General features: G+C 62.5%; 21 protein-coding genes. 9 read left to right on the top strand and 12 right to left on the bottom strand.

Going from position 1 to position 23,254, the window contains the following annotated elements:
• Position 1: 1 nt before the first annotated feature.
• The 3 genes from LGT41_RS08265 to LGT41_RS08255 are packed head-to-tail and all read right to left on the bottom strand — an operon-like array spanning position 2 to position 2,925.
• The gene (locus LGT41_RS08265; protein ID WP_274126396.1) at positions 2-1,507 is read right to left on the bottom strand and encodes a tripartite tricarboxylate transporter permease; all 1,506 of its coding nucleotides are present in this window, start codon (positions 1,505-1,507) and stop codon (positions 2-4) included.
• Positions 1,508-1,516: 9 nt separating this feature from the next.
• Positions 1,517-1,960: a tripartite tricarboxylate transporter TctB family protein gene (locus LGT41_RS08260; RefSeq protein ID WP_274126395.1), complete on the bottom strand. Its 444-nt coding sequence runs from the start codon at positions 1,958-1,960 to the stop codon at positions 1,517-1,519.
• Entirely contained in the window at positions 1,957-2,925 is a 969-nt protein-coding gene (locus LGT41_RS08255) for a Bug family tripartite tricarboxylate transporter substrate binding protein (protein ID WP_274126393.1), read from the bottom strand. The genes LGT41_RS08260 and LGT41_RS08255 overlap by 4 nt, the downstream gene beginning before the upstream one ends.
• Positions 2,926-3,043: 118 nt before the next feature.
• Between LGT41_RS08255 and LGT41_RS08250 the strand changes: the two genes are divergently transcribed.
• The 3 genes from LGT41_RS08250 to LGT41_RS08240 are packed head-to-tail and all read left to right on the top strand — an operon-like array spanning position 3,044 to position 6,101.
• Positions 3,044-3,709 carry a response regulator transcription factor gene (locus LGT41_RS08250; RefSeq protein WP_274126391.1) on the top strand — a complete coding sequence of 222 codons (666 nt, stop codon included), beginning with the start codon at positions 3,044-3,046 and terminating at the stop codon, positions 3,707-3,709.
• Entirely contained in the window at positions 3,706-5,094 is a 1,389-nt protein-coding gene (locus tag LGT41_RS08245) for a sensor histidine kinase (RefSeq protein WP_274126389.1), read from the top strand. Before LGT41_RS08250 ends, LGT41_RS08245 begins: the two co-directional genes overlap by 4 nt.
• Positions 5,055-6,101: an ABC transporter substrate-binding protein gene (locus LGT41_RS08240; protein ID WP_274126387.1), complete on the top strand. Its 1,047-nt coding sequence runs from the start codon at positions 5,055-5,057 to the stop codon at positions 6,099-6,101. The genes LGT41_RS08245 and LGT41_RS08240 overlap by 40 nt, the downstream gene beginning before the upstream one ends.
• On the opposite strand, the gene LGT41_RS08235 is transcribed toward LGT41_RS08240, so the two are convergent.
• Positions 6,095-6,820 (bottom strand): UTRA domain-containing protein, encoded by a 726-nt coding sequence (locus LGT41_RS08235; RefSeq protein WP_274126386.1) that lies wholly within the window; start codon positions 6,818-6,820, stop codon positions 6,095-6,097. The two genes, LGT41_RS08240 and LGT41_RS08235, sit on opposite strands and share 7 nt — an antisense overlap.
• A gap of 43 nt (positions 6,821-6,863) precedes the next feature.
• Here LGT41_RS08235 and LGT41_RS08230 point away from each other — a divergent pair, with 43 nt between their 5' ends.
• Positions 6,864-7,382: a HutD/Ves family protein gene (locus tag LGT41_RS08230; RefSeq protein ID WP_274126384.1), complete on the top strand. Its 519-nt coding sequence runs from the start codon at positions 6,864-6,866 to the stop codon at positions 7,380-7,382.
• A gap of 64 nt (positions 7,383-7,446) precedes the next feature.
• The gene (gene hutH, locus LGT41_RS08225; protein ID WP_274126383.1) at positions 7,447-8,985 is read left to right on the top strand and encodes a histidine ammonia-lyase; all 1,539 of its coding nucleotides are present in this window, start codon (positions 7,447-7,449) and stop codon (positions 8,983-8,985) included.
• A gap of 254 nt (positions 8,986-9,239) precedes the next feature.
• Here hutH and guaD read toward each other — a convergent pair whose 3' ends face one another.
• Both guaD and LGT41_RS08215 read right to left on the bottom strand, forming a co-directional pair.
• A complete protein-coding gene (gene guaD, locus LGT41_RS08220) occupies positions 9,240-10,538 on the bottom strand; it encodes a guanine deaminase (RefSeq protein ID WP_274126382.1) in 1,299 nt (432 codons plus the stop codon).
• Positions 10,528-11,757 (bottom strand): urate hydroxylase PuuD, encoded by a 1,230-nt coding sequence (locus LGT41_RS08215; RefSeq protein WP_274126380.1) that lies wholly within the window; start codon positions 11,755-11,757, stop codon positions 10,528-10,530. Before LGT41_RS08215 ends, guaD begins: the two co-directional genes overlap by 11 nt.
• A gap of 159 nt (positions 11,758-11,916) precedes the next feature.
• Here LGT41_RS08215 and puuE point away from each other — a divergent pair, with 159 nt between their 5' ends.
• The 4 genes from puuE (at position 11,917) to tdh (ending at position 16,556) form a co-directional block, all read left to right on the top strand.
• Entirely contained in the window at positions 11,917-13,332 is a 1,416-nt protein-coding gene (gene puuE / locus LGT41_RS08210; RefSeq protein ID WP_274126378.1) for an allantoinase PuuE, read from the top strand.
• A complete protein-coding gene (locus LGT41_RS08205) occupies positions 13,329-14,144 on the top strand; it encodes a bifunctional allantoicase/(S)-ureidoglycine aminohydrolase (RefSeq protein ID WP_274126376.1) in 816 nt (271 codons plus the stop codon). Before puuE ends, LGT41_RS08205 begins: the two co-directional genes overlap by 4 nt.
• Before the next feature lie 157 nt (positions 14,145-14,301).
• Positions 14,302-15,516 carry a glycine C-acetyltransferase gene (locus LGT41_RS08200; RefSeq protein WP_274129693.1) on the top strand — a complete coding sequence of 405 codons (1,215 nt, stop codon included), beginning with the start codon at positions 14,302-14,304 and terminating at the stop codon, positions 15,514-15,516.
• Positions 15,513-16,556, top strand: coding sequence for an L-threonine 3-dehydrogenase (gene tdh / locus LGT41_RS08195; RefSeq protein WP_274126374.1), 1,044 nt, complete (start codon positions 15,513-15,515; stop codon positions 16,554-16,556). Before LGT41_RS08200 ends, tdh begins: the two co-directional genes overlap by 4 nt.
• Positions 16,557-16,616: 60 nt before the next feature.
• Here the strand turns inward: tdh and LGT41_RS08190 are convergent, their stop codons facing one another.
• The 6 genes from LGT41_RS08190 to LGT41_RS08165 are packed head-to-tail and all read right to left on the bottom strand — an operon-like array spanning position 16,617 to position 23,251.
• Positions 16,617-17,126, bottom strand: a complete 510-nt coding sequence (locus LGT41_RS08190) for a helix-turn-helix transcriptional regulator (RefSeq protein ID WP_274126372.1) — start codon at positions 17,124-17,126, stop codon at positions 16,617-16,619.
• Positions 17,127-17,182: 56 nt separating this feature from the next.
• Positions 17,183-18,304 (bottom strand): Gfo/Idh/MocA family protein, encoded by a 1,122-nt coding sequence (locus LGT41_RS08185; RefSeq protein WP_274126370.1) that lies wholly within the window; start codon positions 18,302-18,304, stop codon positions 17,183-17,185.
• Between the two features lie 10 nt (positions 18,305-18,314).
• Positions 18,315-19,070, bottom strand: a complete 756-nt coding sequence (locus LGT41_RS08180; RefSeq protein WP_274126369.1) for a sugar phosphate isomerase/epimerase family protein — start codon at positions 19,068-19,070, stop codon at positions 18,315-18,317.
• A gap of 22 nt (positions 19,071-19,092) precedes the next feature.
• Positions 19,093-19,779, bottom strand: coding sequence for a D-lyxose/D-mannose family sugar isomerase (locus LGT41_RS08175; RefSeq protein ID WP_274126368.1), 687 nt, complete (start codon positions 19,777-19,779; stop codon positions 19,093-19,095).
• Complete coding sequence (locus LGT41_RS08170; RefSeq protein WP_274126367.1) at positions 19,769-22,168, bottom strand: beta-mannosidase; 2,400 nt, start codon at positions 22,166-22,168, stop codon at positions 19,769-19,771. Before LGT41_RS08170 ends, LGT41_RS08175 begins: the two co-directional genes overlap by 11 nt.
• Positions 22,169-22,177: 9 nt before the next feature.
• A complete protein-coding gene (locus tag LGT41_RS08165; RefSeq protein WP_274126366.1) occupies positions 22,178-23,251 on the bottom strand; it encodes an ABC transporter ATP-binding protein in 1,074 nt (357 codons plus the stop codon).
• Between the last annotated feature and the right edge of the window lie 3 nt (positions 23,252-23,254).

Here is a 23,254-nt window from a genome sequence, read left to right as displayed (position 1 = left end):
ATCAGTCTGTTATCAGCTCCGGTTTGCGGATGAAGCGGCGCAGGAAGAGCGGCGCCACAAAACCACCAATTGCCGCAACCCAAAGCACGATCGAGATGTTCGAGCTGAACATATAGGTCCATTCGCCATCGGAAATGACCATCGCGCGGCGCAGGCTGTCTTCCATGTTGTTGCCCAGCAGAATGCCCAGGATGATCGGCACCGTGGGCACATCGAGCTTGCGCAGGAAGTAGCCCATCGCCCCGAATGCCACCATCAGCACCAGGTCGAAATAGCTGCCCGACAGCGAATAGATGCCGACGAAGGAGATCATCGTGACCCCCGGCAACAGCACCCATGCAGGCACCGACAGCACCTTGACGAAGATTTTCACCAGCGGCACGTTCATGATGAGCAGCACGAAATTGGCGATCAGCAGGCTGGCGATCAGCCCCCAGACCACTTCGGGCCGCTCGGCAAACAGCAGCGGGCCGGGGGTAATGTTCAGCGTCATCAGCAGCGCCAGCAGCACCGCCGTGGTGCCCGAGCCCGGCACACCCAGCGTGAGCATCGGCACCAGCGCACCGCCCGCAGCGGCATTGTTGCCCGCCTCGGGCGCGGCAACGCCACGCGGATCCCCCTCGCCAAACTTGCCCGATTTGCCGGCAAAGGCCTTTTCGCTTGAATAGGCCAGAAAACTGCCAAGCGATGCGCCCGCCCCCGGCAGGACACCCGCAAAAAACCCGACGAAAGACGAGCGGATCATCACCCAGAAACTGTTGATGATATCGCGCACCGGAATTGTGATCTTGTCCAGCTTCACGCCGATTGCCGTATTTTTCCCGTGGCTTTCGATGAAGAAGAACACTTCGGCAATGGCAAACAGGCCGACAATGGCCACAAGGAAATCCACGCCATCGGCAAGCTCCATATTGCCCCCGGTAAAGCGCGGCATCCCCGAAGTATTGTCCAGCCCGATCATGGAAATGCCAAGCCCGATCATCGCGGCAAGCGCGGCCTTGGCCTGGTTCTTGCTGGCCACGCCACCCAGGGTGCAAAAGGCCAGCAGATACAGCGCGAAATATTCCGCCGGGCCAAAGAAATAGGCAACCCGCGCCAGCAAGGGTGCCAGCAGCATCAGCCCGATCGTGGCGAGCAAGCCACCCACAAACGAGGCAACACCCGACAGCACAAGCGCATCGCCCGCCCGGCCCTGTTTGGCCATCGGATAACCATCAAGCGTGGTCATCAGCGCAGGCTCATCGCCCGGAATGTTCAGCAGGATCGAGGAAATGCGCCCGCCATACATGGCCCCGTAATAGACCGATGTCAGCAGCACCAGCGACGAGGTTGCGTCGAGCTTCATGGTGAAGACCAGCGGAATGAGGATGGCCACGCCATTGGCCGGCCCAAGCCCCGGCAGCGCGCCGATGATCGTGCCGACAAAGCAGCCGATTATGGCAAGGATCAGCGTTTCGGGGCTAAGCGCAATGCTGAACCCCAGCGAAAGGTTTGAAAGTAGGTCCATGTTTTGCCCCTAGCCGAACAATGTTGGCGGCCATCCGACCAGGCCAAGTTTCAGCACATATTTGAAAATCACATACAGCCCGCCCCCCAGGCCGAGTCCGGTCAGCACCGCTGGCAGCGGCCTTGGGCTGATCTGGTAGGACAGCACCGCCGAGGCGATAACCGTTGGCAGGATGAAGCCAAAGGGTTTGAGGCTATAGGCATAGCCCACCAGCACAACCAGTGCGATGGCCAGCGCGCCGAATGTGCGCAAACTCGGCCATTCCGGGTCTGGCTCCGGCCTGAAAACCATGACCAGCCCGCACATCAACGTCACCACCGAAATTGCAATCGGAAAGGGTTTGGACCCAAGCGGGTCTGCAAGAAAGCTGGTCTGGATTTGCAGGGCGCTGGCAAAGAATGCCAGCGCCACAACAATCGCGACCAGACCGAGTATCCGGTCGCTTTTCATCATTGGATCACACCAATTTCGCGCGACAGGGCTTCGGTTTCGGCGATCACGCCATCAACCCAGGCCTGGAAATCGCCACCCACCTTGGTGAAGGGGGCCAGGCCGTTCGCGGCCATCGTTTCCTGCCATTCAGCCGATTCCGCCACGGCGCGCAGGCGCTCGGCCCAACGCTCATAGGCTTCATCGGAAATGCCGCCGGGCACATACAGCCCGCGCCAGTTTACGGCCACAACGTCATAGCCCTGCTCGCGTGCGGTGGGAATGTCTTCAAAACCCGGCACACGTTCTTCGGTCAGCACCGCAAGGGCGCGCACTTCGCCTGCACGGATAAAGCCCACGATTTCCGACATGTCGCCGGTCATGGCCTGGGTAAAGCCGCCAATGGTCTGGGTAATCGCATCGGCGCCGCCGTCAACGCCGATATACTTGATCGAACGCACATCGGTGAACCCGGCGCGCTGCAAGATCATCAGCGGTTTCAGGTGGTCAAAGCCGCCAGCGGCCGAACCGCCCGCAAAGGTCACCGAACCCGGATCGGCGATAATGGCGTTCACAAGGTCTGCCAGCGTTTCATAGGGCGAATCAGCCGCCACAACGATCACGCCGGGGTCGGCGCCAATCGCGCCCAGAAAGCGCACCTGGTCCGATGTCATGCCGCCAAAGGCGTTTTGTGCAAGCCGCGTGCTGGTGGCCGACGAGGCGGCGACAATCAGTTCCTCGTCTTCGTTGCGCTCGTTCACAACGTTGCTATAGGCCAGGCCGCCACCGGCACCGGCCATGTTCGTTACCTGAATGGGCGCATCGACCACGCCGATATCATACATGATCTTGCCGATCTGGCGGCAGGTGAAATCCCAGCCGCCGCCGGCATTGGCGGGGGCAATACACTCGGCGGCGCTGGCCGCACCGCCAAACAGCATGGCAAAGGCCGTGCCGGTTGCAAAAAGTTTCATTTTCTTGAGTTTCATAGGTTCCTCCCGGTTAAGCGTCGGGCGCGGCTTGCCGCAGCCCGTGCGATGTGCATGGTGGAAGGCAAAGCTGACACGAACCTGTCACGATACCGGGTTCACCGTAAAAAGGCGCAACATGCGATTCTTGCTGGTTGAAGACAGTGCCACATTGGCGCAATCGGTTGCCGAGCGGCTGGCGCTGGATGGTCATGCCATCGACATTGCCGCCAGCCTGGCCGATGCCGAAGACTGCCTTGCCATTGCCGGCTACGACTTGATTTTGCTCGATATCATGCTGCCCGATGGCGATGGGCGCAGCTTTCTGGCCCGCCAGCGCGCCGCCTTGCGCGAAACCCCTGTCATTGTGATGACGGCGCGCAGCTCGGTCTCGGACCGGGTGCATATGCTGGACATCGGCGCCGATGATTACATCACCAAACCGTTCGATTTTGCCGAGCTGGAGGCCCGCTGCCGCGCCGTCTTGCGCCGAAGGGGCGGTTCAGCCAGCAATATCCGCAGCTTTGCCGATGTCGAATTCGACATACTCGCCGCCACGCTGACCGTGGGCGGCATCCCGCGTGAATTGCGCAACCGCGAACTGCGCCTGCTCGAAATTCTCATCTCGTCCCCGGAACGGGTATTCTCCAAATCCCACCTCTCCGACCGGCTGTTTTCCTTCACCGAAGACGCTTCGGAAAATGCCATCGAGGTCTATGTCGGGCGTCTGCGCCGCAAGCTCGAAGGCAGCAAGGTGCGCATCGAAACCCTGCGCGGCGTTGGCTACAGGCTGACAGCGCAATGAGCCGGCGCGCCACACAATCGCTGCGCCGCCGGTTGCTGATCCAGCTTCTGGGGGTTGCCGCCGTGCTGTCGGCGCTTATCTATTTCGGGGTGCGCACCGTGGCCAACCAGGCCGCCGAAGCCACGCAAGACAATATTCTCGGCGCCTCGGCGGCCACAATCGCCGAAGAGCTTGGGTCGCGCGACGGGCAGTTGGTGGTCGACATCCCTTATTCCGCCTTTTCCATGCTTGGGGCCGTCAATGCCGAACGTGTGTTCTACCGCATTGAAACCCGCGACGGCACGCTGACCGGCTATAACGACCTGCCCCTGCCCGAAACCGCCCCAAGCCTGCTGCGCCCGGTTTACTATACCATCGCGTTTCGCGGCGTCACGTTGCGCGCCGTGGCGCTAAGGCGCGTTGTCACCGTGGTTGACAGGCCGGTTGAAATTACCGTGATCGTTGCACAAACCCGCAACGGGCTTGCGGGCATTGCCTCGCGCGTGGCCAATCTTGCCGCCGGGCTTGGCATCGGGTTTTTCATTGTCGCGGGCCTTTTGAACTGGGTTGCAACCGAACGCGCCCTTGCCCCGGTGCGCCGCGTGGCCGAAGCCGTGCGCCGCCGTGGCCCGGCCGATCTTTCGCCCCTGCGCCAGCCCGTGCCGCGCGAACTTGCCCCGCTCAGCGCCGCGCTCAATGAATTCATGGCGCGGCTGCGCGCAGCACTCGACCGCACCGAAACCTTTATCGTCGAGGCCGCGCATCATGTGCGCACACCCCTGGCCACGCTGCGCACGCAAGCGGAAATCGCCCTGCGCCTGGCTCAGTCCGATGACAGCCGCCGCGCGCTGCGCGCGGTCATTCGTGCCGCCGAAGAAAGCGGCCGCTCGGCGGGCCAGTTGCTTGATCATGCAATGGTCAACTTCCGTTCCGATCATATGGAGCTTGCCCAGGTCGATCTGCATGACATGCTTGGCCATGCTCTGCGCGCGCTTACCCCCAGCGCCGATATCAAGGATGTAACCCTGAAACTGCCCACAAAATACGGCCCCGCCTTTGTTTTGGGCGATCGATTGCTGATTGAAAGCGCCATTCGCAACATGCTGGACAACGCCATCAAATACTCGCCCGCCGACAGCTCGGTCACACTCACGCTGACCACCGAAGCCGGCCGGCACTGCCTGGCCATATGCGATGACGGGCGCGGGCTGGCCGGGGTCAGCCCCGAAACCCTCGCATCGCGCTTCAAACGCGGCAATAATGTCGCCGATGTGGTCGGCTCCGGCCTTGGCCTGACCATCATTCACGAAGTGGCGCGCAGTCATGGCGGGGCTTTCGCGCTGGAACAACAATCCAAGGGGGGCGTATGCGCCAAGCTGTTCTTGCCATCATCCTTGCCACATTAGGGCTGGGGGCCCGCGGCTACGAGGTTGAAAACCAGCGCCTGTTTGCCGCCGGGCCAGACAGCCCCGTGCTGCGCATCATCTCGACGGGCGATCTTGACCTGTTCGCGCCGCTCGTGCAGGCCTTTCAGCAGGAAAACCCCGATGTGGCGGTTGACTATACCGTTGCCAGTTCGGCGGCGGTTTACATGGCCATCGCAACCGAAGGGGCGGCCTTCGACCTTGCCCTGTCCTCGGCGATGGATTTGCAGACCAAGCTTGCAAATGACGGTCTGGCACAAACCTATTCCAGCGCCGCCACGGCCGCCCTGCCCGATTGGGCGCGCTGGGCTGACCGGCTGTTTGCCTTCACCCAGGAACCCGCCGTGGTGCTGATTTCGCGCGCCGGGCTTGGCGATTTGCCCGTGCCCAAAACCCGCCAGGACCTGATCGCGCTGCTGCGCGACAATCCGGAGCTGTTCACGGGCCGCGTTGGCACCTATGATCTGCGCAACAGCGGGCTTGGCTATCTGTTCGCCACGCAGGATGCCCGCCAGTCCGATGCCTATTGGCGTTTGGCCGAAGTCATGGGCAGCCTCAGGCCGCAGCTGTTCTGCTGCACCTCCGACATGATCAACGGCATCGACAGCGGCGCGCTTCTGGTTGCCTATAACGTCATCGGCTCTTATGCCGATGCGCGCCCCTCCGAGGAAGGCTCGGTCATTTACATGGGCGATTATACGCATGTGATGCTGCGCACCGCGCTCATCCCCGCAACCGCGGAAAACCCGGCGCTTGGCGGCCGGTTCATCGAGTTCCTGCTCAGCCCCAGCGGGCGTGCGGCCATCCGCACCCATACGGGCCTGCCGCCAATCGACGGGGCAACCCTGGCCGAATCGCCCTCGTTCCGGCCCATTCCGATGGGGGCCGGTTTGCTGGTCTATCTCGACCAGATGAAACGCGCCGCCTTTCTGGATGAATGGATTGCGGCAATGGTGCAGCCCACCAGCACAAATGCGCAAGGTCAATAGCGCGTTGTCATCCGGTAGCCGGGCGCAAAGCTCAGCACCGCATGGGTAACGGGCATCCCGTCTAGCCAAGTCGTGCGTTCGGCCTGAAACAGCGGCGTTGCGGGCTGGCAATGCAGATAGCGCGCCAGCGTCTCGCTGGCGGCAATGGCCGAAAAGCTGAGGTCGACATCGGTAAAGGGCACGGCATCAACCAGCCATTCATTCGGGCTGATCTGTTCAAGCTCTGCCGCCTCCACCCCCGGCACGGCGGCAATGTTGATCCAGCGATCCTCATACTGGAAAGGCGCGTTATTGGCGTAATGCATACAGGTGACATGCAGCATCCGCGCGCGCGCTTTCAGGCCAAGCTGGGCGGCAAGCCAGTCGGGCGGCGGGCAGATGTCGCGGGTGATCAGCGTATAACGATAGGCGGCGCCGGTCGCCTCGACCTCGGCGCGCACCAGCGGAATGGTGAATTTTGCGTGGCGTGCGCGCACCAGCTTCACCCGCGTGCCCGCCTTGCGCCGCCGGTCGATCACGCCATCTTCGGCCAATTCGCGCAGCGCCCGGTTGACCGTGGCGCGCGCGCAGCCAAATTCCGCCGCCAGTTCAACCTCACCCGGCAAAAGCGCGCCCGGCGCCCATTCGCCCGCGCGAATCCGGCGCAGTATTTCGGCCTTCACATCACGAAACTGCACCCGCGCGGCACCCATATGCACCCTTCCCTTAATGGCAGACATATCCCTATTATGTCTGATGATAGCAGGCTGAGAAGGGCTGGCAATGCAGATCATCCCCCCACAGGACTACACCGCGATGCCCTGGCGCAACGGCGGCGGGGTCACGCATGAGATATTCACCGACGCCGCCCCCTATACATGGCGCCTCAGCATGGCGGAAGTGGCACAAAACGGCCCGTTTTCGCCCTTTCCGGGCCTGTTTCGCATCCTAACGGTCATCGAAGGCGCGGGCATTGCCCTTGAAACGCCGCACGAAACCCTCACCGCCCTGCCCCGCCAGCCCGTCGCCTTCTCCGGCGAAATGCCCGTGCAGGGCCGCCTGCTGAACGGCGCGGTCCGCGACCTCAACCTCATCTACAATCCGCAGCTTTGGCAGGCCGAAGTTACCTTGCAAACCGGCGGCACCGTCACCCCCGGCCCCGGCCCGGTCGCGATTTTCGCGCTTGGCCCGCAGCCGTTCGGCAAGCTCACCACCCACGGCACCGCCTTGCTGCACGGCGCGCCCGTCACCCTGCCTTCCGGATTTGCGGCGCTCGTCATCCGCCTCACATCCGCAATATAATGTATAGACATAATAATCGCCAAGGCGTAGGTTTCCGGCAAATCCCCGCGATGAAGGACCAGCCATGCCCAGCCATATGCTTACCCCCGGCGCCACCAGCCTTGGCGCGCTTGCCGCAATTTTTGACAGCAATGCCGCCGCCCGGCTGAACCCCGCCTGCCGTGCCGCCGTGGACCATGCCGCCGATATGATCGCGCGGGCCGCTGCGGGCAATGCGCCGGTTTACGGGGTGAATACCGGCTTTGGAAAGCTCGCCAGCCTGAAGATCGAACCCGAAGATACCGAGACGCTGCAGCGCAACCTCATCCTGTCGCATTGCTGCGGTGTGGGCGAGGCGATACCCGACCGGCACGCGCGGCTGATGATGGCGCTCAAGCTGCTTTCGCTCGGGCGCGGGGCGTCGGGCGTGCGCTGGGTGATTGTCGAGCAGTTGGAGAATATGTTGGCCAAGGGTGTGACCCCCGTCATCCCCGCGCAGGGCAGCGTGGGCGCTTCGGGCGACCTTGCCCCGCTTGCGCATATGGCGGCGGTGATGATTGGCGAGGGTGAGGCGCGCTATAAGGGCGAGACGATGCCCGGTGGCATAGCGCTGGCCAAGGCGGGGCTGGAGCCTGTGGTGCTTGGCCCCAAGGAAGGGCTTGCGCTTATCAACGGCACGCAGTTTTCCACCGCCACGGCGCTTGTCGGGCTGTTTGCGGCATGGCGGGCGGCGCAGGCGGCGCTGGTCACCTCGGCGCTGTCAACCGATGCGATCATGGGCTCCACCGCGCCGCTCCAGCCCGAAATCCACGCGCTGCGCGGCCATCGCGGGCAGATCGAGGCGGCCGATGCTTTGCGCGACTTGCTGGCGGGCAGCGAGATCCGCGAAAGCCACCGCGAGGGCGATACCCGCGTGCAAGACCCCTATTGCATCCGCTGCCAACCGCAGGTGACCGGTGCTGCGATGGATGTGCTGCGCCAGGCCGCCGCCACGCTGGAAATTGAAGCCAATGCCGCCACCGACAACCCGCTCGTGCTGGTCGAGGCGGGGCTGATTGTGTCGGGCGGCAACTTCCATGCCGAACCCGTGGGCTTTGCCGCCGATATGATCGCGCTCGCAATGGCCGAGATCGGCGCCATCGCCCAGCGCCGCGTGGCGCTGATGGTCGACCCGACGCTGAGCCACGATTTGCCCCCCTTCCTGACCCCCAATCCGGGGCTGAATTCGGGCTTCATGATTGCCGAAGTCACCACCGCCGCGCTGATGAGCGAGAACAAGCACCGCGCCAACCCCTGTGTGACCGACAGCACACCGACCTCGGCCAACCAGGAAGACCATGTGTCGATGGCCGCCCACGGCGCGCGCCGCCTGCTGCCGATGGCCGAAAACCTGAACCGGATTCTGGGGGTGGAACTGCTCTGCGCCGCCCAAGGCATCGGCTTTCGCGCCCCGCTTACCACCAGCCCCGCGCTGGCGGGCGTGCTGGGTGAACTTGGCAAACACATCCCGCCCTTGGCCGAGGACCGCTACCTTGCGCCGGAGTTGGAACTGGCGGCGGATTTGGTGACAAATGGGAGGATTACAGCGGCCTGCGGGCTGAAGCTGCCGGCGCTTTGGGATTAGCGCAACGGTGCAGCGCGGCGCGGGCGCATAGCCGCAGTTAGCGCCATGTCGCCGCGCCGCCTTGGTGAGACGGAGCGGGCATGAAAGGCCGTCGATACATCGCGGAAGCGGTGATCAGTTTCGAGCGGGACCACATCAAGACCGGCACACCGTTCACAACTACAGAATAAACGCGTGTTGTTTTCTCTGCGCATATGTTGAAAGTCAAAAGACGGGCTAGATTCAGTAGTTAGTCATCAGGTTTGAGGCGCACCCTACCCCGGCTTACGCGCCACGCCCGCCGCATATGTCTCCACCACCGCCCGATCATCGCCCAGCACTTGCAGCAGGAATAGCTCTTCGGCCAGTGTTTCCACGCGCGCGTGGCGCAGGGCCATGGCGGGGGTGGCGGCGGGGTTCAGCACGGTGATGTCGGCTTCGGAGCCCGGTGCCAGCGTGCCGATTTTATCTTCCAGTCCCAGCGCGCGGGCATTTCCAAGGGTGATCCAGTAGAAGGCCTTGAGCGCCGTCAGTTTCTGGCCGCGCAGCGCCAGCACCTTGTAGCCTTCATCGAGCGTGCGCAGCATCGAGTAATTCGTGCCGCCGCCGATATCGGTGGCGATGGCGCGGCGCACGCCGGCTTCGGCCAGGCCCGCCTCGTTATAAAGGCCCGAGCCGAGGAACAGGTTCGAGGTAGGGCAGAACACCGCCACCGCGCCGGTTTCGGCCATCACGCCCATTTCGCGCGGCGACAGGTGGATGGAATGGCCCATCAGGCTGCGCGGGCCGAGCAACCCGTAGCTGTGGTAGATGTCGAGATAGTCTTTCGCCTTGGGGTATAGGCCAAGGGTTGAGGAAATCTCGTCATGGTTTTCGCTCAGGTGCGTTTGCACGGGGCATGTGGGGTGGGCGCGGGCAAGCGCGCCTGCGGCTTCAAGCTGTTCGGGGGTCGAGGTGATGGCGAAGCGCGGGGTTATCGCCACCTCGGCCCGGCCCTTGCCGTGCCATCTGGCGACAAGCGCCTCGGTCTCGTCATGCCCGCGCTGCGCGGTGTCGCACAAGGCAGGCGGCGCGTTGCGGTCCATCATGACCTTGCCGCCGATCACGCGCATGTTGCGGGCAGCGGCGGCGGTGAAATACGCCTCGGCAGATTGCGGATGAGAGGAGCAATAGGCCACCGGCGTGGTGGTGCCGTGGCGCAGCATCTCATCGAAAAACGCATCGGCGATGCGCGCGCCATGCGCCGGGTCGGCAAATTCGGTTTCCGCCGGAAATGTGTAGTTGTTGAGCCAGTCGAGCAGTTGCGCACCCCAACTGGCGATGACCTGCATCTGCACGAAATGCAGATGCGTGTCGATGAAACCGGGCAGGATCAGGTGCGGGCGGTGGTCGATGAGCGTGGCATCGGGGGCGGTTACGCGCAGGCTTGCGAAAGCGCCGCAAGCCTTGACCTTGCCATCCTTGATCAGCACGCCGCCATCTTCATCGAACAGGTAGCTGCCGTGATCATCCGGCGCCTTGGGTTCGGACACAAAGCGCAGCACACGGCCGCGCAGCAGGGTTTCAGCCGCCATTTGAAATACCTTCAAACCAGGCAACAATCTGCTGGCGCTCCTCATCGCTCATATAGGTGATATTCGCGGGTGGCATGGCGTGGCTGCGCCCGGCCTGCAGGTAAATCTCGCGCGCACGCAGCGCGATTTGCGCTTCGGTTTCCAGCATCACGCCCTTGGGGGGCCACAGCATCCCTTCCCAGGCGGGGGTTGCGGAATGGCACATGGAACAGCGGCCAAGCACGATGTCGCTGACATCTTCAAACCCGGCGGCGGCAACCATGCGCTGGGCGCGTTCAGGCAGGGCCGCGCGTTCATCCCCGCCAAGCACGGCCGGCACGGTCGACAGCCAGGCGATGATGATGAACAGGATCGCCGCCAGCGCCCATGTCCAGTTCGGCTTGCCCTTGCGCGCATGGACCGAGTTGAAATAGTGGCGGATGGTCACGCCGATAAGGAACACAAGGCTGGCGATGATCCAGTTATACTGCGTGGCAAAGGCCAGCGGGTAGTGGTTGGAGAGCATCAAAAACAGCACCGGCAGGGTGAGATAGTTGTTATGCGTGCTGCGCAGCTTGGCGATTTTGCCGTATTTCGCATCGGGCACGCGCCCGGCCTTCAGGTCGGCGACCACGATCTTCTGGTTCGGAATGATGACCATGAACACATTGGCCGACATGATGGTGGCAGTTATGGCCCCCAGATGCAGGAAAGCCGCGCGGCCCGTGAAGATTTGCGTATAAAACCAGGCCAGCCCGACCAGCAGCGCGAAAAGCAGCACCATCAGCGCGGTGGCATTGGCCTTGAGCGGCGATTTGCACAGCAGATCATACACAAGCCACGCGCCGATGATGCTGGCGATAGAGGTGAGGATGCCGATGAAGGGCGAAACATCCCAGACATTCGCATCGACCAGATACAGATCTGCCCCCGCATAATAGACCACGGCCAGCAGGGCGAAACCTGAAAGCCATGTCGCATAGCTTTCCCATTTGAACCAGGTCAGATGCTCGGGCATTGCCGCAGGGGCAACAAGATATTTGCGGATATGGTAGAAGCCACCGCCATGCACCTGCCATTCCTCGCCATGCGCCCCTTCGGGCAAATCCGGCGCCTTGCGCAGCCCCAGATCGAGCGCGATGAAGTAAAACGAGCTGCCTATCCAGGCGATTGCGGTGATGACATGCAGCCAGCGGATGGCAAACGCCCCCCATTCCCACATGATCGCATAGTCATACATCGCGCTCTCCCTCGCTTGTTCGGCGCCACTTTGTCAGGCTTTCGTTTCAAACAAAATCAACGAATTCAACTTTTTCTTTCAATGCAATCTTGATAATCAATCCTCTTTCGTAATGCTATCACAAGGTGAAGGCCGATACTGGCCCAAAAGGAGACAGGCATGAACCGCTACCCCCGCGATATGCGCGGCCACGGGCCGAACCCGCCCAGGGCAAATTGGCCCAATGATGCAAGAATCGCCGTGCAGATTGTGCTGAATTATGAAGAGGGCGGCGAGAATTGCATCCTCCACGGCGATGCGGCGTCTGAGGCGTTCCTGTCGGATATTCCGGGGGCGGCGCAATGGGCGGGCCAGCGGCACTGGAACATGGAATCGATTTACGAATATGGCGCGCGCGCCGGGTTCTGGCGGCTGCACCGGCTGTTCACCGGGCGCGACATTCCCATTACCATTTACGGGGTGGCCACGGCCCTTGCCCGCAGCCCCGAACAGGTGGCGGCAATGAAGGCGGCGGATTGGGAAATTGCCAGCCACGGGCTGAAATGGGTTGAACACAAAGACATGCCCGAGGCCGAGGAGCGCGCCGCGATTGCCGAGGCCATTCGCCTGCATACCGAGGTTGTCGGCACCCCGCCGCGCGGCTGGTATACCGGGCGCTGTTCGGCCAATACCGTGCGGCTGGTGGCTGAGAGCGGCGCGATGGACTATATCTCGGACACTTATGACGATGATCTGCCCTATTGGGCGGAGATCGGCGCGCGCGATCAGCTCATCATCCCCTATACGCTGGAAGCCAATGACATGCGCTTTGCCACCGCGCCGGGCTATAGTACCGGCGAGCAGTTTTACCAGTATCTGCGCGATGCTTTCGATGTGCTTTATGCCGAAGGCGCGGCGGGCGCACCGAAAATGCTGTCCATCGGGCTGCATTGCCGCCTGATCGGGCGGCCAGGCAAGATTGCCGGGCTGATGCGGTTCTTGGACCATGCACAGGCGCATGAGGGCGTGTGGTTTGCGCGCCGCGCCGATATTGCCGCGCATTGGGCAAAGGCGCACCCGCCCGCCCGCCGCGAGCGCCCCAGCCAGATGGATGCGGCGCGTTTTGTGGCGAAATTCGGCAGTATTTTCGAGCATTCGCCCTGGGTGGCCGAACGCGCCCATGCGCTGGACCTTGGGCCGGCGCATGATTGCGCCGCCGGGGTGCATAACGCTCTGTGCCGCGCTTTTCGCAGCGCCAGCGATGCTGAACGGCTGGCTGTGCTGCAAGCCCATCCCGACCTTGCGGGCAAGCTGGCCGCCGCCAAGGCGCTGACGGCTGAATCAACCAATGAGCAGGCCAGCGCCGGGCTTGATGCGCTGACCGAGGCCGAGCGCAGCGCCTTCCAGTCGCTCAACGCCGCTTATATGGCCAAGCACGGCTTTCCCTTCATCATTGCCGTGCGCGATTATACCAAGCCGGAAATTCTGGCCGCATTTGAAGCCCGCATCGCCAATGACACAGACCAGGAGCTTGCCACCGCGTGCAGGCAGGTCGAGCGCATTGCCGAATTTCGCCTGAAGGATATTTTACCATGAGCGATTACTTTGCCCCGCCGGGCGGCCTGCCGCCGCAAACCGCGCTGATGACCGGGCGCGCGGTGTTTACCGACGCCTATGCCTTCATTCCGCGCGGGGTGTTTTCCGATATCGTCACCAGCTACCTGCCCGGCTGGGCGGGCACAAAGGCGTGGATCATCGCGCGCCCGATGTCGGGGTTTTCGGAGAGTTTCAGCCAGTATGTGATGGAGGTTGCACCGGGTGGCGGGTCGGACAGGCCAGAACCGGAGGCAGGCGTGCAGGGCGTGCTGTTCGTGACCAGGGGCGAGCTTGCGCTTACGCTTGAGGGTCAGGCGCATGTGCTTGCGGCGGGTGGTTACGCCTATATTCCGGCGGGTGCTACATGGGCCGCGCATAACCGCGGCGCCCTGCCCGCCAGCTTTCACTGGCTGCGCAAACGCTACGAGGCGGCGCCGGGGGTGGAAGCCCCGCCGGCTTTCGTAACCTCGGACAGTGCCATCGCCCCTTCCCCCATGCCCGACACAAACGGCGTTTGGGCCACAACGCGGTTTGTGGAACCCGACGATCTGCGCCACGATATGCATGTGAACATTGTCACCTTCCAGCCCGGCGGGGTCATTCCCTTCGAGGAAACCCATGTCATGGAACACGGGCTTTACGTGCTGGAGGGCAAGGCCGTTTACAAGCTCAACCAGGATTGGGTGGAGGTCGAGGCCGGCGATTTCATGTGGCTGCGCGCCTTCTGCCCGCAGGCCTGCTATGCCGCCGGCCCCGGCCCGTTCCGGTATTTGCTGTATAAAGACGTGAACCGCCACGCGCGTCTGGCTTAGCGCAACATCTGCGGGCGGCGCGGGCGCAACGGGGCAACCCGCGCAGCCTTGCCGCGCCGCCACCGATGGTTTTGCCGCAATTTACATGGCGCGGCTTGCGGCATAGGCTGGCGCAAACCCTGACAATGCAACAGGAGCGCCCCCCGTGCCCAACCCCGTGCCCAACCCCGCGCCCAGCCCATTCCTGAACCACATCACCCAAACCCTTGCGCAGATTGATGCCGACGGGCTGATGAAGAGCGAGCGGATGATCACCTCAGCGCAGGCCGGGCGGATTTCGGTAAACCATGAAGGCGTTACGCATGAGCGCGTGGTCAACCTTTGCGCCAATAACTACCTTGGCCTTGCCGACCATCCGGCGCTGATTGCCGCCGCCAAGGGCGCGATGGATGATCTGGGTTACGGCATGGCCTCGGTGCGCTTCATCTGCGGCACGCAGGATCTGCACCGCCAGTTGGAGGCGCGGCTCGCACGCTTCCTCGGCCATGACGATTCCATCCTGTTCGCCGCCTGTTTCGATGCCAATGGCGGGCTGTTCGAACCGCTGCTGGGGACCGAGGATGCGGTGATTTCCGACAGTCTCAACCATGCCTCGATCATCGACGGGATCCGGCTGTGCAAGGCCAGGCGCTACCGCTTTGCCAATTCCGATATGGCGGATTTGCGCACCCAGTTGGAGGCGGCCAGGGCCGACGGTGCGCGGTTCATCATGATCGCCACCGACGGGGTGTTCTCGATGGATGGCTACCTTGCCAGACTGCCCGAGATTCGCGCGCTGGCCGATGAATTCGGCGCGCTCTTGATGGTGGATGATTGCCATGCCACCGGCTTCATGGGCCCGCAGGGGCGCGGCACGCCCGCCCATTTCGGCGTTCAGGCCGATGTGATGACCGGCACCTTGGGCAAGGCGCTTGGCGGCGCGCTTGGCGGCTATATCGCCGGGCCACAACCCCTGATCGACCTTTTGCGCCAGCGCGCGCGGCCCTATCTGTTTTCCAACGCGCTGCCGCCCGCGATTGTCGCCGCCGGGCTAGCGGCGCTCGATCTGGTGGAAGCGGGCGACGATCTGCGCGCGCAACTGTTTGAAAACGCCGCCTATTGGCGCGCCGGGCTGGCCGATGCCGGCTTCGGTTTGCTGGACGGCGCGCATCCGATCATCCCCGTCATGCTGGGCGATGCGAAACTTGCGCAGGCAATGGCGGCCGATCTGTTCCAGCGCGGGGTCTATGTGGCGGGCTTCTTCTTTCCGGTTGTCCCAAAAGGTGCCGCGCGCATTCGCACGCAGATGAATGCCAAGCTCACGCGCGATGATCTGAACTTCGCGCTTGATGCGTTCAAAGCGGCGGGCAAAGCCACAGGAGTGCTGAAATGAGCAATGAAATGAAGGCGCTGGCCAAGACCAAACCCGAGGTCGGGCTATGGATGAAAACCGCGCCCGTGCCGGAAATCGGCCCCGATGATGTGCTGATCAAGATCAACAAGACCGGCATTTGCGGCACCGATATCCATATCTGGAACTGGGATGAATGGGCGGCGGGCACCGTGCCTGTGGGGCTGATCACGGGCCATGAATTTGCCGGTGAGATCGTCGAGCTTGGCCGCAATGTGACCGAGCTTTCGCTCGGCCAGCGCTGTTCCGGCGAGGGGCATCTGATTGGCAAGAAGTCGCGCCAAAGCCGGGCGGGCAAGTTCCATCTGGACCCGGCCACACGCGGCATCGGGGTGAACGAGCAGGGCGCATTCGCGCAATTTCTGCGCCTGCCCGCCTTCAACACCGTCCCCCTGCCCGATGAAATTGACGATGAGATCGGTGCTATCTTGGACCCGCTCGGCAATGCCGTGCATACGGCCCTCAGCTTTGATCTGATCGGCGAGGATGTGCTTGTGACCGGCGCCGGCCCCATCGGCATTATGGCCGCCGCCGTGGCGCGCCATGCCGGGGCGCGCAATGTGGTGATTACCGATATCAACCAGGCGCGGCTCGATCTGGCCGGCAAGGTGGCCGATGTGCTGCCGGTGAATGTGGCCACCGACGAGCTTGCCGCCGTCATCCCGCGCCTGAAAATGACGCAAGGCTTCGATGTGGGTTTGGAAATGTCGGGCAACCAGCGCGCGCTCGACCAGATGGTTGACACGATGACAATGGGCGGGCGCATTGCCATGCTCGGCATACCCCCCGGCAAATCGCCGGTGGATTGGAGCCGGATCGTTTTCAAGGCCATCACCATCAAGGGTGTTTACGGCCGCGAGATCTTTGAAACCTGGTATAAGATGATCGCCATGCTGCAAAACGGGCTGGATGTGCGCAAGGTCATCACGCACCGTTTTGCGGTGGACGACTTCCAGACCGGGTTTGAAACGATGCGCGAAGGCTCCAGCGGCAAGGTCGTGCTGGATTGGACCCAGGCCTGATAGCGGCGCGGGTGCCAGGTTGCCACAGGCGCAACCTTGCCGCGCCGCCACCGACATGGGTTATTGCGCGTCATTCACGAGTGACGCCGCAAACACCGCGCGGTTTTGCAGATTGAACCGTTCTCCGGTTGATCGGGCCGCAAGCATCCGGTCACATCGGAAGGTTCTGGGGCATTGGCGCAGATGGTCATAGGCCACAACATACCAGACCGGATCGTGCAGATAGAGGTAATGCGGCTCGATCTGCCGCTCGGATGTTGCGCCATCTTCGCGCCTATAACGTATCTGCAACACGTCCTGGGCAAGAAACGCCTGATGCAGCGCCTGCACAACCCGCCTTGGCGGTGCAACCGCGCCCGCCTGCACATGGGTTGACGAGGTCACGCCTATCACAATGCGCGATTTCAGCCGCTCCACCTTGCGCCACTTTTCCGGCGAGAAGGACGCGACCAACTGCCGCCGCACCGCGCCAAGCCCGGCCAGAAACAGCGGCGAGTTCATCTGCTCGGCCACAGCGATGCTGATCAGCAGGTCGACCGCCTCGCCATAGGCAAGGTTCAGGCGGCCCACGCCCCGGTGCCTGTCGAGCCGCAAGCCGCCACTGCAAACTAGGGGCGGCGCAACGCTTAGCGCAGAAGTGCCGCCGCTGCGTCTGCGTCAAGGGCTTCGGGGCGGGTGCAGCTTGTGGACAGCGTTACAAACTGCCCGGTTTCGCCCGATTTCAGGATTGACACCATCGCATCGACCCCGTGCAGCGCGCGCGCCATTGCACAGCGCGCATCGCGGCCCTCGTGGATGGCCATTGCCATATCGGCCAGCCCCGCCGTGCGGTAATTGGCGCGGCCCTGGTCCTGGTTGGGAATGCCGAATGGATGTGCCCAGGCGGTGACGGGGTTGATCTTGCCATCCTTGCCCGCCAGCTTGATGTCGCCGCCAAAGAAGTTCGGGTCGGGCACGAAGAGCGAGCCTTCGGTGCCGTAGATCTCGATATTGGAATGCTGATGGGCATGAACATCCCAGCTTGCCGAAAGCGTGATATTCGCCCCGCTTTCAAATTCCAGCAGCGCGTTGATCGTGGTGGGGGTTTTGACCGGAATCTTCTCGCCCGCGCGGGGCTGGCTGGTAATGGTCCGCTCGGCCTGTGCGGATGATGTGAGTGCGCCCACGCGCCTGATCGGGCCGATCAGATTTATCAGCGCGGCGATGTAATAGGGGCCAAGATCGAGGATCGGGCCGCCGCCGGGCAGGAAGAAAAAGTCGGGGTTCGGGTGCCACATTTCCATGCCGGGCGACATGACGTGGCAACTGCCCGAGGTGACGCGCCCGATGGCGCCATCATCGACCAATTGCCGCACCTGCTGATGCGCGCCGCCAAGGAAAGTATCGGGCGCACAACCCACCTGCACGCCCTTGGATTTCGCCAAGGCCTCAAGCTCCTTGCCTTCATCCACCGTTAGCACCAGTGGCTTTTCGGAATAGGCGTGTTTGCCCGCCGAAACGATGGATTTTGTTACCGCAAAATGCGCATCCGGAATGGTGAGGTTGACGATGATGTCGATATCATCCGCCGCCAACAGCCCTGCAACCGTTTCCGCCCGCAGGCCATATTCCTTGGCGCGGGCCGTGGCCGCATCCATGTTCAGATCGGCCACGGCGCGCATTTCGATCCCCTTGAACAGCGGGGCAAGCCGCAGATACGAGGTTGAAATATTGCCGCAGCCGATAATGCCTATGCCGAGATCGCTCATGATTTTTCCTTCAGAATGTCTGTGCTGCGCTCAGCGAGGCGGCGGCAAAGCGCGCATCATCGCTGGGATTGTCGTGTTCCATAACCCATAGGCTGGCCTTGGTCGCCTGCAACGCCTTGGCCAAGGCGGGCCAATCCATCACGCCGGTGCCGACATCGGCCCAGCCGTCTTCATCGGCCTTCTCGCCCGCCGGGGCGATGTCTTTGATATGGGCGGCGGTAATGCGGTCGGCGTATTTTGCAATCCACGCCAGCGGGTCGGCCCCGGCGCGCACCACCCAGGCCACGTCAAGCTCCAACGACAAGCTCGGGCCGCCGGCCAGAAGATGTTCGATGGGCATACTGCCATCGGGCAAGGCTTTGAATTCAAAGTCATGGTTATGCCAGCCAAAACCGATGCCGGCGGCACGAATGGGCGCGCCTGCCGCTTCCAGCCGCGCCCCAAAGGCGTGCCAGCCAGCGGCATCGGCCGGGCGTTCATCGGGCATGATATGCGGGCAGTAGACGGTTTTGATGCCAAGTTCCTTGGCGATGGCGGCAATGGCGGCGCCATCAGCCTCCAACTCCGCAAGGCCCATATGCGCGCTTGGCATGGAAAGCCCGTGGGCGCGCAACCCCTGGCCAAGCAAGGCGCGGGTGCTGTCATCGGCCAGAAGCGAGCCATAGGCCTCGACATTGGCATAGCCAAGGCTGCCCAGCATTTCGAGCGTCTGGGCCAGCGGGCCGAATTTGCGGGAGGAATAAAGCTGGTAGGATAGCTGTGCCATTGGTGGGCCTTTCATATCGGGTTCAAAGATAACTGTCATAATCGGCAACAAGCAGATGCACGGGGGCGGTATCCTCATCCACATCCGCAAAGCGGCCGATCTTGTCGCGGAAGATATTGTCGTTCAGATCGTCGTTCACATTGGAGACTTCGCCGATCAGCACATCGCCCCCCTCGCCCCAGAAGGCGTGCCAATGATGCGGCAGAAGGGTGACGCTTTCGCCGGGGGCAAGCGCCAGAATGCCACCGGGCGCGACGGTGCGCAGGCGACCATCGCACAGCACCCGCACCTCGGCTTCATCATCTATACTGCCATCCGCACTGGCGGCGAAAAGCTCGATGGCCAGCGTCGCCCCGCCACGGTTGATAATGTCTTCGGTCTTATCATTATGCCGGTGCATGGGCGAGATCTGGTTTTGCCGGCTGATCATGATCTTTTCGGCGTAAAGCACACCCCTGCCCGCCGCCACATTGCTGGCGGAACCGTTGCGCAGCGTGAACAGGAACAGGCCAAGATCGGGGAAATTGCCCTGCCCGTAATCGGTAATATCCCAGCCCATGCGCATATCGCGGATGCGCGCGGAATCGCTGGCGATGCGGGATTTCATCTCATCGGGTGACCAATAGGCGAAGGGCGGCAGCACGAAGCCGAAGCTGCGGATGAACCTGTCGCTTTCCAGCAATATGGTGTTGATTTCACTACGCTTCATGCGAACTGGCCCATAGGTTGCGGCTGGTTATCTGGCGCGCGGCGGTGGCGGCATCGCCATTTTCAGGGGTGAAGGTGATGGTGGCCGGATGGCCGGGGAAAAGCGCAAAGCCGTTCTGGCTGAAGCGGCCCGGTGCCGGGCATTCGAGCGTGACGAAAAGCGCGAGTGCGGCGGCGGTCAGGGTGATTTCGACCATGTCGCCCCTGGCCGTGAAGGCAAGGCCTAGCTGCGGGTTTTGCAGCGCGAGCCGTTTGAACGGGACGGGGCTGAAAATATCGCCGCCCGTCTGGCCATTTGCTTTCCAGGTAAAGGCGAGGATGGCGCCTGTGGGGATTTGCGCCAAGGGAATTTCCAGCATCACGCCGGTTTGGCCCGCCGCAATAACCGCAGATTGCTGGCCTTTGGGGCGGGTTGCACCGGCCATATCGGCGGTAAAACCCTGAACCTCCAGCGCCATATCGGCGGCGGTGTCGTTCACAGCGATCAGTTGAATGACCACGCCCTTTGGCACGGCATGAACAGCAACCGGGGCATAAAACAGCTTGGCAAAATAATGCAGCAGCTTCCACGCGCCGCCGTAGTTGAGGCTGGACCAGCTCACACAGGGCCAGACATCGTTGAGCTGCCAGAACAGCGTGCCCATGCAATGCGGCATCTGGCAGCGCCAGTATTCAACAGCGGTCTTGATGGCCAGCGCCTGCTGGAGTTGCGACAGATAAACGAAGTTTTCAAACCCCGCCGGGTAGCGGAAATAGCGCAGCATGGTTTCGGCAATGCGGGTATTGCCGCCTGCGTTTTTCTGATGGCTTTCCATCACGGGCGTGTTGACATTCATGTCATCGCCCAGCGCGAACTGGCGGATGACTTCAAGGCTGGGGAAGGCCTGAAAGCCGAACTCGGACGCAAAGCGCGGGCGGACGGTGCGGTAATGCTCGAAATCCTTGCCCTCGTGCCAGACCGACCAGAAATGCATATCGCCCGCGCCGTCATCATGCCAGCCATCGGAAAAGTCCATAACCCCTGCCGAGGGGCTGGAGGGCCACCAGGCCGCGCTTGGCAGGGTCTCGCGCAAAGCGGTTTCAATCGTGCGGTTCAGCCGGTCATAGGCGACGAGGTAGCGGTCGCGGTTTTTACGCGCCTCCTCATACCAGGTGAGCGCGCCGATCACCTCGTTATCGCCGCACCAGAGCGCCAGGCAGGCATGGTGGGAAATGCGGGCAACCACGTCGCGCACCTCGGCGTCGATCCCGGCCAGAAAGGCGGGGTCGGCGGGGTAAAGGTGGCAGGCGAACATGAAATCCTGCCAGACCATGAGGCCAAGCTCGTCGCACAGGTCGTAAAACCAGTCACGCTCATACCGGCCACCGCCCCAGACGCGGATCATGTTCATATTGGCATCGCGCGCCGATTGCAGCTGCGCGCGCACGGCGGCTGGCTCGATGCGGCTGGGCAGCGCATCGGCGGGAATCCAGTTGGCGCCCTTGGCAAAAATATCACGCCCGTTGATGTTGAACTTGAAGCCGGTGCCAGCAGCGTCGGCTTTTGTGATCAGGCGCAGATCGCGAAGGCCGATCCGGCGGCTGGCCGTGGTGTCACCGACCTGAATGTCAAGCGCGTGCAGCACCGCATTGCCGGCACCGGCAGGCCACCAGAGCGTGGGGTTTTCAATGGTGATTTGCAACTCGGCCCGGCCATTTTGCGCGCTCGCCTGCGCCGCCTGCCCGCAGATGCTGGCGCTACAGGCCACATTGCTGGCGGGCTGGTTGAGCAGCAGCGAAATTTCAAGCACAACGCGGCCCGCGCTATGGTGCTGCACGACAAGCACATCGCGCAGCGCCACCTGCTCAAGCGGCACAAGGCGGATGTCGCCGTAAACGCCGAAGGGCGCGAGCGCGATGCCCCAATCCCAGCCAAAATCGCAATGGACCTTGCGCAGCATATTGCCATGCGCAATGGGGTTATTGTCTTTGGAAAAGGGCACCGGCCAGGGCTGGGCGGCGGCCCGTTCCGCTGCCACCCGCGCGTTTGAAGCAAAGCGGATTTCGATATGGTTCTCGCCCGCAACAAGTGCTGCCGACACATCGGCCCGATAGCGGCGGTGCTGGTTATCGGCGGCCAGAACCTGCCGGCCGTTCAGCCAGATCTCGGCCACGCAATCCAGCTCGGAGATTTCCAGCGCGGATGCACTGCCATCATGGGTAAAGCTGCGCGACAGCACCCAATCGCTTTCACCCACCCAACGGCAGTCATACTCGTTCAGGCCTGCATAGGGGTCGGGCAGGTGGCCTGCATCCATCAGCGCCGAAATGGCATCGCCCGGCAGGCGCATGGGGGCCGCGACCGTGCCGCCCGCTTGCTGCAAGGCCCATTGTCCTGAAAGCTCCAGCATGTTTTTGCTCTACATCCGCTTCTCGGAAGCAATATCAAAGACCGAGGCGCGCGACGCGTCAAAGCTTAGATAAACCTCTGATCCGATTGCATAATTCTCTTCCGCACCGGCGCGCACCGAAACCGTTTGCCCCTCACAGGACAGCCAGATCAGGCTGTCGGAGCCCATCGGCTCGTCGATATCGACCGTGGCCCTGAGCCGGCCTTCGCCCGCCTCGGCGTGAATTTTGGTATGCTCGGGGCGCACGCCCAGAATGGCCTTGCCATCGCGCAGGCCCTCATTGGCGTTATAGCCAGCCAGCGAGACGGTTTGCGCGCCGAATTTGAAGCTTTCGCCCGAAAGCACGCCATTCAGCATGTTCATGGCGGGGCTGCCGATGAACCCGGCCACAAACAGGTTGGCGGGCTTGTTGAAAATGGTGTGCGGGCTGTCGAGCTGCTGGATGATGCCGCCGCGCATGACGGCAATGCGGTCGGCCAGGGTCAGCGCCTCGATCTGGTCATGGGTGACATAGACCATCGTGTTTTTCAGGCGGTTATGCAGGCGTTTCAGTTCCACCCGCAGCTCGGAACGCAGCTTGGCGTCGAGGTTTGACAGCGGCTCGTCGAACAGGAACACATCGACATCGCGCACAAGGGCGCGGCCAATGGCAACGCGCTGGCGCTGACCCCCGGACAGGGCGGCCGGTTTGCGGTTGAGCAAGGGTTCGATCTGCAGAATTTCCGCCGCGCGCGCCACGCGCTGATCAATCTCCGCCTTGGGCATTTTCTGGTTTTTAAGCCCGAAGCTGAGATTGCCGCGCACCGACATTTGCGGATAGAGCGCGTAAGACTGGAACACCATGCCGATGCCACGGTCCTTGGGTTCGGCCCATGTGACGTTCTGATCGTTGATCCAGATCTGCCCCGCCGTGGCATCGAGCAGCCCGGCAATGCAGTTCAGCAGGGTCGACTTGCCGCAACCCGACGGGCCAAGCAGCACCAGAAACTCGCCCTTGCCCACCGCAAGGTCCATCTTTTTCAGAACCTCGGTCGCCCCGAAGGACAGCGACAGTTCCTTGATATCAATGCTTACATCACTCATGCT

Source organism: Abyssibius alkaniclasticus, assembly GCF_020447305.1.
Classification (GTDB): Bacteria; Pseudomonadota; Alphaproteobacteria; order Rhodobacterales; family Rhodobacteraceae; genus Abyssibius; species Abyssibius alkaniclasticus.
This window is presented reverse-complemented; position numbering and strand designations above follow the sequence as displayed.

Coding starts and splice junctions, on each gene's coding strand:
- LGT41_RS08265 (WP_274126396.1), bottom strand. CDS start 1,507: ATGGACCTACTTTCAAACCTTTCGCTGGGGTTCAGCATTGCGCTTAGC.
- LGT41_RS08260 (WP_274126395.1), bottom strand. CDS start 1,960: ATGATGAAAAGCGACCGGATACTCGGTCTGGTCGCGATTGTTGTGGCG.
- LGT41_RS08255 (WP_274126393.1), bottom strand. CDS start 2,925: ATGAAACTCAAGAAAATGAAACTTTTTGCAACCGGCACGGCCTTTGCC.
- LGT41_RS08250 (WP_274126391.1), top strand. CDS start 3,044: ATGCGATTCTTGCTGGTTGAAGACAGTGCCACATTGGCGCAATCGGTT.
- LGT41_RS08245 (WP_274126389.1), top strand. CDS start 3,706: ATGAGCCGGCGCGCCACACAATCGCTGCGCCGCCGGTTGCTGATCCAG.
- LGT41_RS08240 (WP_274126387.1), top strand. CDS start 5,055: ATGCGCCAAGCTGTTCTTGCCATCATCCTTGCCACATTAGGGCTGGGG.
- LGT41_RS08235 (WP_274126386.1), bottom strand. CDS start 6,820: ATGTCTGCCATTAAGGGAAGGGTGCATATGGGTGCCGCGCGGGTGCAG.
- LGT41_RS08230 (WP_274126384.1), top strand. CDS start 6,864: ATGCAGATCATCCCCCCACAGGACTACACCGCGATGCCCTGGCGCAAC.
- hutH (WP_274126383.1), top strand. CDS start 7,447: ATGCCCAGCCATATGCTTACCCCCGGCGCCACCAGCCTTGGCGCGCTT.
- guaD (WP_274126382.1), bottom strand. CDS start 10,538: ATGGCGGCTGAAACCCTGCTGCGCGGCCGTGTGCTGCGCTTTGTGTCC.
- LGT41_RS08215 (WP_274126380.1), bottom strand. CDS start 11,757: ATGTATGACTATGCGATCATGTGGGAATGGGGGGCGTTTGCCATCCGC.
- puuE (WP_274126378.1), top strand. CDS start 11,917: ATGAACCGCTACCCCCGCGATATGCGCGGCCACGGGCCGAACCCGCCC.
- LGT41_RS08205 (WP_274126376.1), top strand. CDS start 13,329: ATGAGCGATTACTTTGCCCCGCCGGGCGGCCTGCCGCCGCAAACCGCG.
- tdh (WP_274126374.1), top strand. CDS start 15,513: ATGAGCAATGAAATGAAGGCGCTGGCCAAGACCAAACCCGAGGTCGGG.
- LGT41_RS08185 (WP_274126370.1), bottom strand. CDS start 18,304: ATGAGCGATCTCGGCATAGGCATTATCGGCTGCGGCAATATTTCAACC.
- LGT41_RS08180 (WP_274126369.1), bottom strand. CDS start 19,070: ATGGCACAGCTATCCTACCAGCTTTATTCCTCCCGCAAATTCGGCCCG.
- LGT41_RS08175 (WP_274126368.1), bottom strand. CDS start 19,779: ATGAAGCGTAGTGAAATCAACACCATATTGCTGGAAAGCGACAGGTTC.
- LGT41_RS08170 (WP_274126367.1), bottom strand. CDS start 22,168: ATGCTGGAGCTTTCAGGACAATGGGCCTTGCAGCAAGCGGGCGGCACG.
- LGT41_RS08165 (WP_274126366.1), bottom strand. CDS start 23,251: ATGAGTGATGTAAGCATTGATATCAAGGAACTGTCGCTGTCCTTCGGG.